Source organism: Pseudodesulfovibrio sp. 5S69 (genome assembly GCF_037094465.1).
Classification (GTDB): Bacteria; Desulfobacterota; Desulfovibrionia; order Desulfovibrionales; family Desulfovibrionaceae; genus Pseudodesulfovibrio; species Pseudodesulfovibrio methanolicus.
On record NZ_CP146609.1, the window covers coordinates 3,522,601 to 3,539,772 of the forward strand.

Below are 17,172 nucleotides of genomic sequence, written 5' to 3' on the forward strand. Positions count from 1 at the left end.
ACACCCGTATGGCCAGCAAGCTGACAAAGAACTATGCCCATATCGCCGTCTCCCAGGGCACGATAGTCCTGGCCAAGAGCCTGCTCCTTTTTATTTTGGGAAGAGAGCTCGGCGCTTCGGGATTCGGCGTTTACACGCTCCTGTTCGCAACCCCGATTCTGATATCGACTATTGCGACGCTGGGCGTCAGCCGGGCTATCACATTCAGCCTGAGCGGCGAAGCCCACAGACGGGAAACAGTACTTGGCAATCATGCGTATCTGGTATGCGGCATCATTTTCATGGTGACCGCATGTCAGGTCGTCTTGTTTTCCCTGTTCCCGGAAACACTTTTCAACATTCTCGGACGCTCGGAAAAAACCGCAAGCCTGCTGATCGGTGCCGCCTTCACGCTTCAGGTGGCCAACAACGGGATCCTGCACGGTGTCGGCGGATTTCATCGGCTCCCCCTTGGAACGGTCCTCCAGTGGGCGGTCAATCTTGGCGCCATAGTTTTTTTCTGGAGCCAGAGCACATTGACCCCGTCCAATGCCGGGCTCGCCTATGCCCTGGGACTGATCGTTTTCGGCCTGTACACCCTGCGGTGCCCGGAGATGCGCGGGGTCTTCCGCCCCCAAAAGCCCGATATAGTATATTTCAAATCCTGCTTTGCCTATGGCTCCAAAGCGAGTGCGCTCACCCTGACCAGCACCATCAACCTCCGCCTTGATTACTACATCGTCGCCTATTTTTTATCTGCAGCCGACCTCGGCTTTTATTCTTTGGCAACCTCTGTCTGCGAGGTCTTCCTCAATGTGTTCAGCAGAGGCCTCGACTTCGTTCTTCTGCCTTGGGCGGCAAAACAATCCGCAAACAATCGCATAGAGCAAACCGCACGACTCACCCGGGTAACATTCACTCTGACCTTTCTTTTGGCGATAGGCATATTCATGCTGGCAACCCCCGCAGTCACATTTTTTTTCGGCCAGCAGTACGAACCAACCGTCACGGCCTTGAAGTACCTTCTCCCGGGACTAGTCGGCCTGAGCCTATCATACACCCTGACCGGCATTTTCATGGGCGTGGGCCAACTCACTCCCCTCCTGTGGGCAGGAACCGTATCGTTCCTTGCGACACTGATACTCGACATCGTCCTCATCCCCCGCATAGGGATCAATGGCGCAGCCATGGCATCGAGTATAGCTTACTGGGTGCAGGCATGGATCACACTTGCCGCGGTCAGAAGAGAAAGCGAATATGCTTACTCGCGGTACTTCATTCCCAGGAAAAATGACTTTTCAATCAGGCGAAAATAAAGAAAAGGCCATGACCAGACCAGTATCATACCAACACAGCAAACACCTTTGCGTCATCGCTGCGGCGATCCTTGTGGCGCACACCATGAACTTCGGCGCTCTCGGCATAGCAGCGGTTCTAGTATATATTCCCTACGCCCTTTCCCGTCCGGCCTTCGCCATAGCCATGGTCATCCTGGTCCTATCCGTTATGCCTCCCGTACCGAGATCCGTCGGCTGGGAGGAAATTATATTCTGCCTGACGTTTGCCACCGCCATAGGACGCTGGTTCTTCCCGTTCTGCAAGAATCCACGCATCCCAGCCACCCCAGTAACCGGCACGAGCCTCGCCTTTCTGGGACTCGCTATCGCATCGATCCTGCCAGCCTCTCTGGCTGGCACTCCGATGTCCCTCTGGTTTCGCGGCATCGCGCCTTTCCTGACGTTCACCATATTCATTCCTGCTCTGAACGACCTCAAGACAAAAGAGGCCCGCCGCGTCATTGTGACGGCCCTGTTTCTGTCAGGCGGCATGTTTGCGGTTCAAATTCTCATGGTCATACCTCAAGCGTGGATGCCGGCATCCACCACAAGCCATTGGATCGCCCTAAGGGCAAAACTTCCGGCCAACGCCTTCCAACCGGCCATTCTCGCGGCCGGCTCCTTTTGCGTTGGACAACTGGCACTGCCTCCGTCGCAAATCCACCGACGATACATACTATGGTTCATCTTCCTGACTGCCGCCATATCCCTGACGTTCCTGCGCAGCATGATCCTTATCCTGGCAATTCTGGGGTTCCTGGCCGTCATGATCAATTTTTACATGAATCCCTACATCATCCCCCGGGTACTCGGTAAGGGAATCAAACTTGTCGCAATGCTCGCCGTCTGCTTTGCGGTTTCCCTTTTCATACCGGCAGTACTCAACTTCTACCTTCTGGTCTTCAAGACATTCACCATGCGCTTCGGCACGGGAGAATACAGTTACCTCGAATCAGGCCGATACCTTGAGTGGGGCGCCATCCTGAAACTCGCTGGCTCCACCGACCTATGGCGTCTGGTGACTGGCTGGGGATTGGGCAAAAAAATCACTTTTTTCCACATCTATCTCGGAAAGGAACTAACCTACGGTTACACTCATTGTATCCTTTCGTACATTCTGCTGACAACGGGCTGCATCGGCTATGCCTTCTTCGGAGCTCTAACACTCTCGACAGCGGCCCTTATGAAACATGCCGCATTCACGGTTCCCAGGGATGAGTTACCGGTATTCTATGGATTTTCAGCAGCGTTAGTTTCCATGATGATGTACGCCATGCTCCAATCCGTCTTCCGCCATTTCGGCTTCAATGTACTGGCCGCCGTGCTGCTCGCCTCCATAGCACAAATGTACACTACGACCTTTCGCAGCCCCGAAAAGGAGTCACCATGTGCGGAATAGCCGGAATCCTTCGCTTTGCCGGAAACAATAATGACAAGCAGCTCATCCAGGCGATGACCGACGTCATCAGCCATCGCGGCCCAGACGATCACGGTTTTCTGGCCGCGACCCCGGAAGAGGCCCCAATTCCCCGGGGCAAATGGGCACACGCCAAATCTCCGTTTCCCATCCACTTCGGCCATCGCAGGCTGTCCATTCTTGACCTCTCAGCCGCCGGGCGTCAGCCCATGGCGTCCACGGATGGCACGGTCTGGATCACGTACAACGGTGAAGCTTACAATTATCTCGAACTCAGACAGGAATTGAAGGAGCTCGGCTATTCCTTCCATACAGGTACCGACACCGAGGTGCTGCTGGCGGCCTATCAGGCTTGGGGGGCTGAATTCATATCCCGTGTCAACGGGATGTTCGCGTTCGCTCTCCTGGACCTTAGAGAGAACCGTTTTTTCCTGTTCAGAGACCGCTTTGGCATCAAGCCGTTGTTCTATCACCTAAACGGATCCCGCCTCCTGTTCGGATCGGAAATCAAGTGCTTGCTCCAAAGCCCGGACGTGACGCGAACCGTAAACCAACAGGCAGTGCGGTCATATCTGTGCAGTCAGATACTGGACCACCGTCCCGAGACCTTTTTCGAGGGGATCAATAGCCTTGCTCCCGGCCACTACATGTCCTGCTCCCTGTCTCAAAGGCAGCCCAGGATTCACCGCTATTACAATGTGCTCGAACGGGCAGCGGCCATGCCCGCCGTAAGCTCGCCAGTCGAAGCGTTTAGAGAAACATTCGAACGGTCCATCAGCTACCGGCTGCGTAGTGATGTCAGGGTCGGCGCCTGCCTATCGGGTGGACTGGACTCCTCATCCATCGTCTGCACCCTGAAAAAACTCCTCAATGAGGGCGTGTCAGAAAGTTCGTCCATAGGGAACTCCCTGGTAACCTTCACCTCGTGCCATGACGACCCAAGATTCGATGAGAGGGAATTCGTCAAGGCTGTCACCGATGAATCCGGTGCCAATTCGATTCACGTGTTTTCGGACCCGGAAGAACTCACCCAACACCTTGCGACCCTGGTCTGGCACCAGGATGAGCCGTTCAGCTCTCCGGCCATTTACGCCCAGTACTGTCTGATGGAAGCGGCACGGCGGGAAAACGTCTTGGTTCTGCTAGATGGACAGGGCGGCGATGAACTCCTATGCGGCTATCGCAAATTCTTCTTTTTTTACCTGAAACAACTAGTTCGGCAGAAAAAACCACTGGCGTGTGCCAGGGAACTGCTCGGCGCACTTTTGCACGGGGACGAGAACCTGTTAGACATGCGAGCAGCAAAACGGTACATGCCGGGCAAACTGGGCAGCAGCAATCCTATGAACGCCCTGCTAACGAAGCGTTTCCTGGCGGAAAGCAGTACCCCAACCATTGGCTGGGGTTCCAGCTTGGTAGAACGTCAGGTCGCCGACATCGAACAGTTCAGCATCCCTCCCTTGCTCCGGTACGAAGACAGAAACTCCATGGCGTTCGGCATCGAAACCCGGCTCCCCTTTCTTGATTACAACGTTACGGAACTGTCACTCGCCTTGCCCGTAGAAACTAAAATAAAAAATGGGATCGCCAAGCACATCCTCCGCGATGCCATGCGGGGCACTGTCCCCGACGCCGTACTGGACAGAAGGACCAAAATGGGCTTCGTGATGCCCGAAGACGCCTGGCTCCGTGGGCCGCTGGCCCCACTGGTGGAGAAAGCTCTCACCAAAAAGCAAAGCATACTCGACGGGATGGTAGACAAACCCAAGGCGCTAAAAATATTTAACCATTTTATGCAGGGACAACCTACCCCGGTCCGATCACGCGACTTTTTCCGACTTCTTTGCCTCGACATATGGGCACAAACCCATAACCTGGAGAAAACGCATGACTAATTCTCCCATCTGTATTGTCGGCGCAGGCGCACAGGCGAAATACAGCCTGGATACCATGGGGCTTCTCGGCCTTGAAGCGGCAGCCGTCATTCGCTTCAGTACTGAACATACCGAATTCGTTCCCGACAATATCCCTGTTTATGACGGCGGAAGAGACGCTCTTGACAGCAAGGAGTTTGAGCATTGCGCCTTCATCATGGCGCGCCCCAACAACAGAGAAAAGCTGGGACTGATACAGTGGGCACGCGAACAGGACCGCGAACTCGTGACGCTCATTCATCCGAAGGCCGTCATCTCCCATAGTGCCACAATCGGACAGGGCTGCCTGATCAATGCAGGCGCGGTCATCCAACCGCATGCGACCATAGGTGACGGTGTCATGATCCACGCCAACGTCGTTGTCGAACACGATGCAGTTGTCGAAGAATGCGCGAATCTGGCACCTATGGCAGCCCTGGCCGGATGGGTCAGGATAGGGACATGCGCAACGGTTTTTACCGGTGCACGCTGCATACCCGGCGTTCAGGTGGGAGCTGATTCCATCATCGCGGCCGGAGCCACAGTCATCGAAAACATACCGGAAAAGAGCCTTGCCGCAGGAACCCCTGCGGTCATCAAGAAAAGCATGGATTAACGCAAGTTGCCAGATCAGGACAATGATCCCGGACCGAAGGTCAATCCCAGGAAAAGGCCGTGAAATATTCTTCCACCTGATATTTTTGTTTCAGGGACGCATAGCCGTGGTCAAGGGCGTAATTCCCCGCACCGAGAACCGCCACGATAAGGCAGGCCATGCCCCAACCTTTAGCTGTCTTCCACAGCCTGTCGCCAACGACCTCCCGATCAAGCGTCATGGCGTAGCCGACTGCCAACATGCCCAGCAACAGCACGATGGAAATATACTGCATACTCTGAAACAGGCCATAGATGTGGAATGTCACGATCGAAAGGGCTGCGCTCAAGCTCAGCATCTCGCCGTTGCGTACGGCATCCCACACCAACATTGCGAGCGTCAGGGCCATGACCATCAGCCAAATACCCAGTCCGGCCATACCTAGCCCTGTAAAGAGTTGGATATACGTATTGTGCGCCGTGTCACGCAGGACAAAAGGGGTGAATGCCTTGGACAAATCCGACTGCGGCAATTCAAACATCTTTTTGGTATGCTCACGAAATGTCTCATAGCCTAGCCCGAATACCGGCGCCTCGCCCCCTATGGTCAAGCCTGCCTTCCAGATGGTCGGGCGCTCGGTCTTACTAAACCTCTCAAGCCGCTTCTCAATATAATCCACACTGTTTTTCACACGCTTTGACGGGGCGATGCTCTTCAAACCGTATACCAGGCACACGCTCAGACAAATCGTCAGAGGAAATGAAATACAGACGAGCAACAGTTTCTTCCTGGAAAAATAAAATTGCCGTTCAGTGAAATCATATGAGTAAAAAATCAGCCAGCAGCAGAAGAGAATTATGGGATAGGCAAGCCATGATGCCCGTGACAACGTAAAAATGAGAGCCAGTTCGGCCCCGACAAGAACCACGAAGACCAGCCACTTCTTCCAACGGACGGGTGTCTGCATCCGTTCTATGAGGTACGGCAGGGCAACGATGACAAATTGGGCGAACCATCCCGGATTCAGGAATATGGAAGAGAAACGCCCGGCAGCCTGTTTGCTCTCACTGAAAAAGAGACTTCGGACAATATCGCCAATGGAAAAGAGCACGCAGATAATGAGCCCTATGACTACCCCCCTGAACAGAGCCTTGTAGCATTCCCTGGGAGATTCCATACCGGTGATCAGCCAGATAAACACAAAAAACAAAAACAGCCGATTGCAGGCAGCCATGGAATACTGGATCGCAACGTCAATGGGGCTTTGGTATATCGTTTGGAAAAAACGGAGCTGGCCGCTGATTGACCATTGGTCGGAAATGCTATCGAAGGGGAAAAGCAACAGCGATGAGACAGCCAGCAGGATGAAGGCAAGCAACGAGTACTTGATGGGATTGAGGGGGCGTTCCTTGCTGCCTCTCAATTGATGGAACAACAGTAAAAACAGACAGAATCCGTTGAGTCCATATTCGAAGACCTGATTCCTGACACTCCAACTGTGCTCTCCGGCCAGGATCATCGCTATCCCTAAGAAGGTGAAGAGCGCCCTCAGCGGCAGTTGTTTCCTGTACCCGAAATACGCTCCACCGGCTATTACCGCCAGCCCGATCACGGCGGGCAGAACCGGTGCGCTCAGAAGGGCATATGTCCGTGTAACATGGGAAAAAACAAGATAAATTAGAGGGATGACAAAAGTAATGAAGGTCCTCATTCATACCCCCTAATTCTCGACAACTATACTGGGAAGGAGGCTGAAGCCTCTCCCAACCAATATGGGGAACGGCACGCCTTCAGGGCTGCTTGTGAAAAGTGACGACAGTCGCCAAGGCGAGGGGATCAGCTGTCCCGTTCCTTGCGGAGCACACACGTCAATTTCGGTTCCAACTTGTTCAAGGTCAACAGTACCTTCACGGTGGTCAAAATGATTTTTATATCCAAAAAAATACTGAAATATTTCGCATAGTACAGCGTATACATGACTTTTTCAAAAACAGTGTCCACCCCGGTATCTCTTCCGAGATGCAGCTGCGCCCAGCCGGAAATTCCCGGCAGCAAAGGATAGCAAAGAGCGTAATGAGGAATATTGTTCGCATGACGTTGCGAAACAATGGGCCGAGCCGGACGCGGGCCAATGAAACTCATCTGCCCCAGAAGGATATTGAAAAGTTGCGGCAATTCATCGAGGCCAGTCTTGCGCAATATCCTGCCGAGCGGAGTGATGAGGTCCTCAGCGACATTGGGCCACTGCAAGGAATCGTCATCGTGCAACCGCATTGTCCGAAGCTTGATCATTTTGAACGGCCTGCGGTCCTTGCCGATCCGCTCCTGGACAAAAAAAGCAGCCCCCTTCGACTCCCAGCGCACGGCAATCGCCAGGATCGCGATCACCGGCAGGGTCGGGACAAGCAGGAGAAGGGCAAAAAAAGTATCAAAAACCCGTTTGCAAACAAAGCGCCACTTGGCGGGCGGGATAAAGGCACTCTGGGTCACCCAATGCCCATCCCGCCTGAAGAGAGGAATTTTTTCCAAAACACCTTCATAAAAGGAGCCGATGTCCGTCGTCGACAAGCCGTTTGAATAGCACTCCCGAATAAAACGGTTGAATTTTTCCTCGTCAGGAAGCACCTGCCCCATAATCAAGATAGGGACAAAGGAATTTGTTTCGCAAAAAGAGATGAAATCAGCCAACTCTTCATCGGTCAATTCCATAACCCCCCGGGTCATCGAAGAAGTTGTCTCCATAAAGGCGGTCGCCATGGACCAATAGCCCGGCAACTTCTCGCAAAACTCGGCCAGACCAGACTCCCAATATGGTTCAAGGGCGACGAATACAGCCAGCATCTGTTTCTTTTGACGAAATAAACGCCATTCAATGATCCTGACGGCAGACAGACAGACAAAAAGCACACCGCCGATGATAAACGGCAAAGTAAAACCAGGCCGCCACGTCTTGAAAAGAAAATAGACGGCACTCATGACCAGGCTGGAAACCAAAGCACTGTTGAACAGGGCAAAGAGATCCCTGGACAGTGAGGATTGGGGACGATTGAGCCTGACGTAGAAGGCCGAGAAAAACCACAGAAAGAACAGGAGGATCAAAACAAATATTGAGACTTGCTTCCAGTACAGGGTGTTATGCAGAGCGAATTTCCCGACAGGCCCCAATTGCATTATGACAAGACACACCACTGCCACTAGAATGATGACATCCAGAAAACACCAATGGGTTCTCCGAAAAAAACCTATACTGCTACGTTCCATCCTGTACTCACGTTTTGCTCAAGCAATCCTGATTCAACAAACCCGATCGAACTTTGGAGAACCCAATACCCGTTCAACCGATTGAAACCGTCCACGGCCTCAGACCGTGGACGGTTTTTCATCATTTCAATTTCCGAAAACGTCTAGGCACTAAAACGCTTTCAAGACCTCCACAACCCGCTCCCTATCTTCCTCGGGAAGAGAGGGGTGATTCGGCAAGCCAAGGACCTGGCCGACTGTCTTCTCAGCATTCGGCAGGAAAACATCGGAGTAGTCAAGACCAAGTGTCTTCAGGACGGGCTGCTTGTACAGCGGATTTACATAACGATGCCTGTAACCGATGCCGCTGGCATCCAGATGCGCCTTGAGTTCCTCAACAGTTCGACCGGAATCCGGCTTGACCATAATAGGGCACCAAAAATAGGTGTGAACCATGTCACCTTCTGCAACAGGGACATTGGCCCAAGGGAGCTTCCTGGCTTCGTCAAGAATGTATTCTGAATTGGCAATGCGTCGCGCGTTGAGATCGTCCAACTTGGTCAGCTGAACCAGCCCCATGGCGGCACCAATCTCATTGAGACGGTTGTTGTAGGCCAGTCGCACATGGGTGTCGCGATCGCTCATGCCATGGCTTCTCAACATCTTGCAGATTTTGGCTATTTCCTCATCATTGGTGGTGATGATTCCGCCTTCGCCGGTCGTTATGTGCTTGGTGGCAAACAAGGAAAAGGCACCCGCGTGGCCGATGGAGCCGACAACCCTGCCGTTATACATGGTGCCGTGGGCCTGAGCGCAGTCTTCTATGACGATCAGGCCTTTTTCGCTGGCTAACTCCATGATCGGGTCCATCCTGGCGGCAGCTCCGGCAAAGTGCACGGGGATGATAGCCTTGGTCTTATCGGTAACGACCTTGCGGCAGCTCTCTGCGGAAAGGCACAGGTTGTCTTCGTCGATATCGGCAAAAACGGGGATGGCGCCAAGGTACAGAACGGCGGAAACGGTTGCGAAGAAGGTCAGTGGGGGAACGATGACTTCATCGCCCTTGCCAATGCCGAATGCCTCCAATGCTATGTGGAGGGCAGCGGTTCCCGTGGAGACGCCGACGCCATAGGAGGTGCCGACATACTTGGAAAACGCTTCTTCAAATGCTTCGACACGGGGGCCGGACGCATAGCGGCCGGACTTGATGGCCTCTACGACAGCCTGAATCTCTTCCTCACCGACTTGCGGCGTGGCAACCTTAATGAATTTACTAGACACAGAGTTCACTCACTTTGCCCATTATGACTACACATAGGCATATTGATTGTTGCGATACTTGAAGGATTCCCAATCCCAATCGTTCTCTTCCAGTTTTTCAAGCATCTGCTTGATGCCGTCCTCAACGGTATACTGGGCCTTCCAGCCGAGGATATTCTTGATGCGCTGGCAGTTGATCTTGTAGTCGCGCTTGTCGGTGGGTTCGCCTTCGAGGAATTCGACGTCGGTCTCGGGCATGTACTGTTTCACAATCATGGCGATATCGCGAACGGTACGATTGTTCGCTTCTTCGCCCAAGTGGTAAACCTTGCGGTCACGCAGAAAGCGGGGAGCCTCCAGGGTGTGGACGACAGCCTTGGCAACATCGTGAACGTGGATCAGGGAACGATACTGCATGCCATCACCGAAAATGGATATCTTGCCCTCTTTCCAAGCACGGTAGGCGAACAGATTGGTCACCAGATCGAGCCGGGGGCGCGGTGACCAACCGAAAACTGTGGTCAGACGCAGGATGGTCGGATGAAAATGAGGGAACTTGGCGGCATATTCATTGATGATATTCTCGGCCTGCAGCTTGGCGTCGGCATACAGAGACAGGGGGCTGGTTGGAGTCATCTCGGTGACTTCGTTGTACAGCCCCTTGACGTTTCCGTAAACAGAGCAGGAAGACAGAAAGATAAAATCCTTGACTATGCCGATATTGGGGTCGGTCATGCAGTCAAGCAGCGTCCTGGTGGATTCGATGTTGATGGTAAAATGAGCCTTATAGTTATTCTTGCACGCGGGCTCGCCAACGATACCAGCAAGGTGAACAACCGAATCGACTCCTTCCAGGGCATAAATCAGATCTTTTGAGCTGCGCACGTCGCCTTCGATCAGTTTGATCTTGTCCATATGCTCTTCAAGACCTTCGCCGCCCCAGTTCAGGGTGTCAAAGACAACCGGCTCGTGACCGGCCTTGAGAAGCTCCTCCACGGTAAGGCAGCCGATATAACCAGCGCCGCCTGTAACTAAAACTCGCACAGTATATGTCTCCTTCTATTGAAAACTCTAGAGTCATAAAAAATAAACAAAACCAAAGCTAACCCAAACGGGATCAGCCTTCCCACGAGGAGATGTTTATATGCTATATCCACAAGAATGAAAAGCATACAAAAGGCAAAGGACCTTTTATAGTTTCTAAGACTTAAGATGCCCTACACCAAACACTTATAACCCAGGCTATCGGATTCCACCAACCACTAAACAAGCGCCCTCGCCTATAGCCCCGAGCAGGCAGAGGCTTGTGCAAATGCTATCCGGCCACAATGCGCAAAACCCCGTAAGGGAGGAAATATTATTCGCCGTCGAAAAAAACAAATATGGTCACGAAAAATAGCCCTTCTTTCAGTTGAAAATCCCTGGCAAAACCGATTGGCGGTATGGTAGAGAACAGCTCTCCGAGTGATCACCTGCATGACGATTGAACTAATGGGATTCCAGAAGGAATCTTCCTAATAACAACTCACGAACTTCATCCATGAGAAAACTCAAACACCTCTGGCAAATCGCCCTTCGATACCTCCGCCCAGGCTCCAGTCTGAGCTTCTGGTATCTACCCGTTTCCCACGACCCGCAATTCGAGGCGCGCGGTCCGGGGCGCTACCCCGTCAATTTTCGACGCAAGGCGGAATACAAGGGCCTTGATGACAACGGGATTCCGATAATGGATTATGGCGCGAACATCGGGCGCCAGTACAACGCATGCGCCATATCCCAATACGCCTTGGGTCTTCACGCTCTGTATCTCGACAGTCCGACCCCTCAAGCAAAAACACTGTTTCTGCAACAAGCAGATTGGCTCAAGGAAAACCAAATCGAATCCCCTGCCGGGATACAGGGAACATGGCCACTCCCCTTTGACATGGTCGGATACAGGATAAAGGGGCCGTGGATCAGTTCGCTCATTCAGAGCCAGGCAATATCCACCTTGCTCAGAGCAGAGGCGATCTCCGGGGATTCGAGCTACCGGGGAGCTGCGGACCTCGCCTTTGAATCGATCAGAACCCCGACGAGTCAAGGCGGCGTCACACGTTTCATCGGCGATCATGTCATTTTCGAGGAGGCCCCCTCCTCGCCGCCCTCGACAGTGCTCGATGGCTTCCTCTACAGCTTCTGGGGTGTCTACGAATATGCCTTGGCAACGGGTTCCGCAGAAGCCGAGAAGATGATCAATGGGGCGCTGGACTGGCTAAAAGAAAACATCGAGGACTACGATATCGGCTTCTGGTCCAGGGCGGATGTCTACAGGAAATCTCCCCCATGTCCTGCCAGCAGACACTATCATCAGGTGCACAGCTTTCTGCTCTCGGCAATAGGTTCGGTCTTTATTGACAATCAGCTACAGGGCTACGCCGCTAAATGGGTGAGACAGGATGCCAATCTAATTTATAGGAATTTAGCTAAAATATATAAAATAGCATATAAAATTATATTTTACTAAAGACTTGGTGCACAAATTTGCGTGATCAATAACAGTCACATTGAGAGATTTCCGGCTCAGCTGAGGTGGCCATACCCTGCCGCCGTTCATCTCGAGAATCCGGCACGTTCTTGCATTTGGGGACAAGGACCTACATGAACGAGGAATGATAGAAGGAGAAGAATGGGGCTTCAGCAAGAAAAAGATGTTCTGTCTGATTGAGCAGACGTACCTGCAGGTCACCACTTTTTGCAGATTCAGCTTCATGTGGAATGAAATCTACGTTTGCAAAAAGAAATGATCCGTATCTCACAGTACCGCTCATAAAAGGTTGTTCTGCACCTGGAAAGAACTTATCCCCATCAGGAAGGGTTTTATTCGGCTTGCGAAACCCGTGGTGCACGAGCGCACACAAACACCTCGTCCCCGCCACGCAGAGCCCTCGGCAAAGTGCACGACCGGACGAAAAATTTCACCCACTGCCACAACGATCTCGGATGGACGCGAGTATCCGGGTCATCGCCGGATTCCTCGACAACCAGGCCAAGATGGGTCACACCGCTTTGTAGCATCCTGAGGGGATAAAACCGAACATGCGTCGGGTCGAGCCAGAACGTTTCCGACAGCATTTGCACACTTCGCGGATTTGGCACAACCAGGATCAAAAGCCCGCCCGGAGACAACAACCGCACGAACTGCGTCAACAATTCAGCGGCTTTCTCAGGCGGCAAATGCTCAAGGACATTTGAACAGAAAATCCCGTCAAACGCTTCTTCCTGCTCTGAAATCCAAACAAGCCCGTCGGCCTCAACAACCTGAAGCCCCTTTTCATGAGCCTTGGCCACGGCCTGGCTGTCCATGTCCACGCCTAAGCCTTCCACCCGCAACTCGCGCAACAATTCCAGAAAAAGCCCTTCCCCTGGACCAAAATCCAAAACTCGCTTGCAGCCCTGAAACTTCGCGGCGTACTTTTCCTGCTTCTTGCGAATATCGCTACGACTGGAAGAGAATCTCTTCGGGTTGAATATGTCTGTCACTACCATGATATCCTCTTGAATCTTCATAGAGAGCCCGGAGCCTGACACTCTCCGGCTTCACGTAATCGGCAAGAAAAGCACATACGACTATCGCGCCGCCCCACCTTTGTCGGCATGCTCAAATCGAACAATAAAGGAAACCACAGCTGCATAGACGCATATGCCAGCCCCGATGCTGAGAAACAAATGCTCCCTGAGGACAAAGACGACCACCCCCATCGGAACGGATGCCAGACATGCCAGGAAGATACCCGTATACGACGGAGATAGTTTGAATTTTCGATTGATGGCCCAAGCCATGTACGCAAAAGCGAATACTTCCGTAAACGTAGTAGCGCAAGCAGCACCCAAATAGGAAAAATACGGAATGAACAACAGATTAAGAACGAGGTTCAACGGAACGAGCCAAAAATACACTCGCATGAGACATTGCTGTTCATTTCCGGCAATCATCATGTTTCCGTGCAGTTCGCCGATAAACATCATGGCTGAAGAGGGAAGCAGTATGAGAAATGTCATTGCCGTGGGCGAAAATCCGTACAGGGCTTCCACGGGAAAGACACTCGCCTCTTTGCCAAAACCGGGTCCGGTTATGAGTTCCATAAGCGGGTTGGCAAGAATAATTCCTCCCACCAGCATGGGAATGGCCGCAAGGGAAAGCGTCATGTAGGCTCGGGCATAGTGCCTTGGCAAATCTTCCTTTGACGCCGCACACGCTTTGGATAGAAGTGGGAAAATGATCCCCATGAACACGCTGGGAATGACGGACCCGACCTCTATAATACGATACGCCGCACCATAAATGCCTACGTCGCTCACCGGCTTGAGCCAGGAAAGCATCATGATGTCCAGACGAAAATACACGAGAGCCATGAAGCCGGAAACGCCAAGAGGGAGAGCCTGCACCGCCATGGAACGCATGGTTGGCCAGGAAATGGAAAACGAGAGCCGGGTCAGGGGTCGGGAAAATACCCAATTCAACAGACAGACGAGTGCTTTTCCGAAAACAAGAATCGTGACAATGGCCAGTAAGCCAAACCCGGCACCCAGAAAATGCCATGACAGGACAAGGACGCTCGCCGAGCCGATGGATTCCGCCAACGCCATGAAATGTGTCTTGAGCCGTATCTGGAAAATTCCCTGATACACAGCTGCCAATGACATGAAGACAACGGCACACAACCCGACATGCAAGACGTTCTTCAGCGGCTGCGTATATGGCATGAAGGGAATAAAAACAAAGGCAATCGCGAGCGCTGCCAGGGAATACAGCAACTTGAGCAGGAACAGGTTTCCGGCCACAATCGAAAATGACGGACCGGCGGAGGCCATCTCCCTGACACCGGTCTTCGACAGGCCGAAGTCGGCCAAACCGGCCGTAACCCCCAGCCAGGCCACAATGACGGAGTAATCACCAAATCCTGCCTCTCCCAACCCCCGGGTAAGGGCTCCCGCAAGGGCCAATCCGAAAACCATGACAGATGCCTTGCCAGCAAGGGTGGTCATCGTATTTATGTTTATTTCGTCAAATAATTGGTGCATGGATAAATCAGCGTTGTTCAAAAAGCGAAGCCGCAGACTGGATAAATTGGTCGGGGCTATCGACTATCGTGACGGTGTCCCCCAGTGGCCGCCACATTTCCGGAGAGCTCATCCCCTTTCGGTAATAGGCAATCGTCCGTACACCAGCGGTGCCGCCAAGATGAGCTGACAGGGATTCAAGTGCGAACACGGCTGAAGCCTCTCCATACAAAGAAAGCAATTCCTCCAACTGGAAACGACCGGTGAAATCATGCAACCGACGATCGGTTTTTTCCTGAATTGCCGAGATCAAGTTCCCTTCATCTGCAGTGCCACAGGCGAGTATCTCAACCTCTTTAGGCAGGGCGTTAGCCGTTGCGGCCCAAACATCCGGCGGTAACATTCTTTCCGCAGCGCCGCTGCCGGGCTGAAAAACGACAAATGGTGAAAATTTCCGATCCGAAACCATGGCTCGGACCTTATTCCGAACAGGCTCAGGGACGTGCAACGTACAATGCAACTCTTTGAGATCCGCCTCAATCCCCAACGGGGCTAGTACCTCCAGATAATGCTCGACCTCGTGTTTCCCGGACGCCCAGGGGACGGCCTCATCCAACAGCCAACCTCCGCCGCCTGTCCCGTGGCCGACGCAATACTTGCTCCCGGAAAAGCCGCAAAGGGTCACAAGATTCCCGCCGAACGCCCGAAGGTTGAGACACAAATCATACTTGATTTTCCTGACCTCACGAAGAGTGAAGCAGAAGGATTGCATGAAAAAAAACAACTTCCGCCACAGGGGGATTTTGGAACGATTGAGCATCCAATGATCCACGACAAACACGCGGGCAACAATACCGCTTCCGCGGGCAACAGGCAGACTTCCTGAATTGACTACCATGTCGATCCGGGAGGCTGAAAACCGTTTTTTGAGGAGCGGAAGAACGGAACTTGTCAGCAGCAGATCTCCGAGATGATCCGGTTTTACGACAAGAATACGACGTACTTCCCGAGGCATTATCCGCTTTCTGACAATCAAGCGCCGCATCACTCCGTCAACAACGGAGAGCAACAGCACAACTGCCTTGTTGTCATATAAGTAGCCATGGTGCAATTCCCGAATCATAACGAATATTCTGTACTTCACGTTAGCTCTATTGTAAAGAATATTAGCTGGAGGACAGCGAATGAACATGACCATCGGGGTTGATGCGCGACACCTTAACGGAGCCATGCACGGCACCGTCAGATACACAATCAAGACCATGCAGCACATGGTACAATCTCGCCGCTGCAGGTTTGTCCTCTTGTCAAACAAACCCATTGTTAATCCCTTTGAAAACAAAGACGCCGTCAGTATCCATATCGATTCGGCGTTCTCCTGGATGCCTGGAGCCGTGTGGCTTGCTTTCCGCGCCGGACACCTTCTGTGTACACTCAATGTCGACGCCTTTTGGGGCCCCCTACACGCACTGCCGCTCTGCGGAATGTCAGACATTCCGCGAATTGTCACTATCCACGACCTCGCTCACCTCTATTATCCTGAATCAATGACCTGGAAAAACCGGATCATACACATGGTCTACTTCTCAAGAACAGTGGCTAAGGCAACGCGGATCATTGCCGTGTCCCAAACCACTCGGAATGCGTTAAAAAAGGAGTTCGGCCCAAAAGTCGCGGCCAAGACCTCGGTCATTTACGAAGGCAAGTCGGATCTCCCGCCATCATCCCGATCCCCACTGATCAAAGGCGATTATCTACTGTGCATCGGATCAGTGGAGCCGCGCAAGAATATCGCCGGAGCGGTCGAAGCCTTTCGCCTCCTTATCCAGGACTATCCGCGACTGCGCCTTGTGGTTGCCGGCGGGCATGGCTGGAAACAGGCATCCTTGTACAAGAGCATTGAGAAACGCGGGCTGTCGGAAAAAGTTCAATTCACCGGTAGATGTTCAGATGCCGAGTTATCCAATTACATAGCTCACGCCAAAATATTTCTTTTCCCTTCCCTCTATGAAGGATTTGGCCTCCCCCTGCTGGAGACACTGGGACAATGCCCGGCGGTCATCTCCGACATCCCGATCTTTCGTGAGCTCGGCCAACACCTATCCGGCCTTCAGTTCGCCGATTTTCAACAGCCGTCTTTGGCTGCCGCTGTAATACGGCGGGTTCTCAAAGAGACATTCGCGCAAAAACCGGAATTCGCCTCTTCGTCGGCAGCACGGCTGCTCTCATGGGGAACATGCGCCTCCCGACACGAAGATCTCTTCATGCAGCCTCGTCTTCACTGATCTGGAACAGGAATTCCCTTGACGTTTTCACCGGTTATTGGAATAATATAATGCTAAGCGTCAATATATTTTATGCACAGGGCATATTAACCTCCCTCCTGCAAAC

Annotated in this window: 13 protein-coding genes; 6 read left to right on the top strand and 7 right to left on the bottom strand. The window is 52.6% G+C overall.

Going from position 1 to position 17,172, the window contains the following annotated elements; genetic code table 11:
• Positions 1 to 8 precede the first annotated feature (8 nt).
• The 4 genes from V8V93_RS16605 to V8V93_RS16620 are packed head-to-tail and all read left to right on the top strand — an operon-like array spanning position 9 to position 5,262.
• Positions 9 to 1,295, top strand: coding sequence for a lipopolysaccharide biosynthesis protein (locus V8V93_RS16605; RefSeq protein WP_338667733.1), 1,287 nt, complete (start codon positions 9 to 11; stop codon positions 1,293 to 1,295).
• Positions 1,237 to 2,715, top strand: a complete 1,479-nt coding sequence (locus V8V93_RS16610; RefSeq protein ID WP_338667734.1) for a hypothetical protein — start codon at positions 1,237 to 1,239, stop codon at positions 2,713 to 2,715. The genes V8V93_RS16605 and V8V93_RS16610 overlap by 59 nt, the downstream gene beginning before the upstream one ends.
• Positions 2,703 to 4,628 (top strand): asparagine synthase (glutamine-hydrolyzing), encoded by a 1,926-nt coding sequence (asnB, locus tag V8V93_RS16615; protein WP_338667735.1) that lies wholly within the window; start codon positions 2,703 to 2,705, stop codon positions 4,626 to 4,628. The genes V8V93_RS16610 and asnB overlap by 13 nt, the downstream gene beginning before the upstream one ends.
• Complete coding sequence (locus V8V93_RS16620) at positions 4,621 to 5,262, top strand: NeuD/PglB/VioB family sugar acetyltransferase (RefSeq protein ID WP_338667736.1); 642 nt, start codon at positions 4,621 to 4,623, stop codon at positions 5,260 to 5,262. The genes asnB and V8V93_RS16620 overlap by 8 nt, the downstream gene beginning before the upstream one ends.
• A 40-nt stretch (positions 5,263 to 5,302) precedes the next feature.
• Here the strand turns inward: V8V93_RS16620 and V8V93_RS16625 are convergent, their stop codons facing one another.
• From V8V93_RS16625 to V8V93_RS16640, 4 genes are all read right to left on the bottom strand, one after another.
• Positions 5,303 to 6,952, bottom strand: a complete 1,650-nt coding sequence (locus V8V93_RS16625; RefSeq protein WP_338667737.1) for an O-antigen ligase family protein — start codon at positions 6,950 to 6,952, stop codon at positions 5,303 to 5,305.
• Between the two features lie 125 nt (positions 6,953 to 7,077).
• A complete protein-coding gene (locus V8V93_RS16630) occupies positions 7,078 to 8,502 on the bottom strand; it encodes a sugar transferase (RefSeq protein WP_338667738.1) in 1,425 nt (474 codons plus the stop codon).
• A 150-nt stretch (positions 8,503 to 8,652) separates the two neighbouring features.
• The gene (locus V8V93_RS16635) at positions 8,653 to 9,762 is read right to left on the bottom strand and encodes a DegT/DnrJ/EryC1/StrS family aminotransferase (protein ID WP_338667739.1); all 1,110 of its coding nucleotides are present in this window, start codon (positions 9,760 to 9,762) and stop codon (positions 8,653 to 8,655) included.
• Between the two features lie 27 nt (positions 9,763 to 9,789).
• A complete protein-coding gene (locus tag V8V93_RS16640) occupies positions 9,790 to 10,785 on the bottom strand; it encodes an NAD-dependent epimerase/dehydratase family protein (RefSeq protein WP_338667740.1) in 996 nt (331 codons plus the stop codon).
• 496 nt (positions 10,786 to 11,281) lie between these two features.
• Between V8V93_RS16640 and V8V93_RS16645 the strand changes: the two genes are divergently transcribed.
• Positions 11,282 to 12,244, top strand: coding sequence for a D-glucuronyl C5-epimerase family protein (locus V8V93_RS16645; protein WP_338667741.1), 963 nt, complete (start codon positions 11,282 to 11,284; stop codon positions 12,242 to 12,244).
• 353 nt (positions 12,245 to 12,597) lie between these two features.
• On the opposite strand, the gene V8V93_RS16650 is transcribed toward V8V93_RS16645, so the two are convergent.
• The 3 genes from V8V93_RS16650 to V8V93_RS16660 form a co-directional block, all read right to left on the bottom strand.
• Positions 12,598 to 13,266, bottom strand: coding sequence for a class I SAM-dependent methyltransferase (locus V8V93_RS16650; protein ID WP_338667742.1), 669 nt, complete (start codon positions 13,264 to 13,266; stop codon positions 12,598 to 12,600).
• Positions 13,267 to 13,347: 81 nt separating this feature from the next.
• Entirely contained in the window at positions 13,348 to 14,823 is a 1,476-nt protein-coding gene (locus tag V8V93_RS16655; protein ID WP_338667743.1) for a flippase, read from the bottom strand.
• Complete coding sequence (locus V8V93_RS16660) at positions 14,810 to 15,979, bottom strand: glycosyltransferase family 9 protein (protein ID WP_338667744.1); 1,170 nt, start codon at positions 15,977 to 15,979, stop codon at positions 14,810 to 14,812. The genes V8V93_RS16655 and V8V93_RS16660 overlap by 14 nt, the downstream gene beginning before the upstream one ends.
• Between V8V93_RS16660 and V8V93_RS16665 the strand changes: the two genes are divergently transcribed.
• On the top strand, positions 15,966 to 17,066 hold the full coding sequence (locus tag V8V93_RS16665; protein WP_338667745.1) for a glycosyltransferase family 4 protein: 1,101 nt from the start codon (positions 15,966 to 15,968) through the stop codon (positions 17,064 to 17,066). The genes V8V93_RS16660 and V8V93_RS16665 overlap by 14 nt on opposite strands.
• The last annotated feature ends 106 nt before the right edge of the window (positions 17,067 to 17,172 follow it).

Coding starts and splice junctions, on each gene's coding strand:
- V8V93_RS16620 (WP_338667736.1), top strand. CDS start 4,621: ATGACTAATTCTCCCATCTGTATTGTCGGCGCAGGCGCACAGGCGAAA.
- V8V93_RS16610 (WP_338667734.1), top strand. CDS start 1,237: ATGCTTACTCGCGGTACTTCATTCCCAGGAAAAATGACTTTTCAATCA.
- V8V93_RS16605 (WP_338667733.1), top strand. CDS start 9: ATGGCCAGCAAGCTGACAAAGAACTATGCCCATATCGCCGTCTCCCAG.
- asnB (WP_338667735.1), top strand. CDS start 2,703: ATGTGCGGAATAGCCGGAATCCTTCGCTTTGCCGGAAACAATAATGAC.
- V8V93_RS16645 (WP_338667741.1), top strand. CDS start 11,282: ATGAGAAAACTCAAACACCTCTGGCAAATCGCCCTTCGATACCTCCGC.
- V8V93_RS16625 (WP_338667737.1), bottom strand. CDS start 6,952: ATGAGGACCTTCATTACTTTTGTCATCCCTCTAATTTATCTTGTTTTT.
- V8V93_RS16665 (WP_338667745.1), top strand. CDS start 15,966: ATGAACATGACCATCGGGGTTGATGCGCGACACCTTAACGGAGCCATG.
- V8V93_RS16630 (WP_338667738.1), bottom strand. CDS start 8,502: ATGGAACGTAGCAGTATAGGTTTTTTTCGGAGAACCCATTGGTGTTTT.
- V8V93_RS16650 (WP_338667742.1), bottom strand. CDS start 13,266: ATGGTAGTGACAGACATATTCAACCCGAAGAGATTCTCTTCCAGTCGT.
- V8V93_RS16660 (WP_338667744.1), bottom strand. CDS start 15,979: ATGGTCATGTTCATTCGCTGTCCTCCAGCTAATATTCTTTACAATAGA.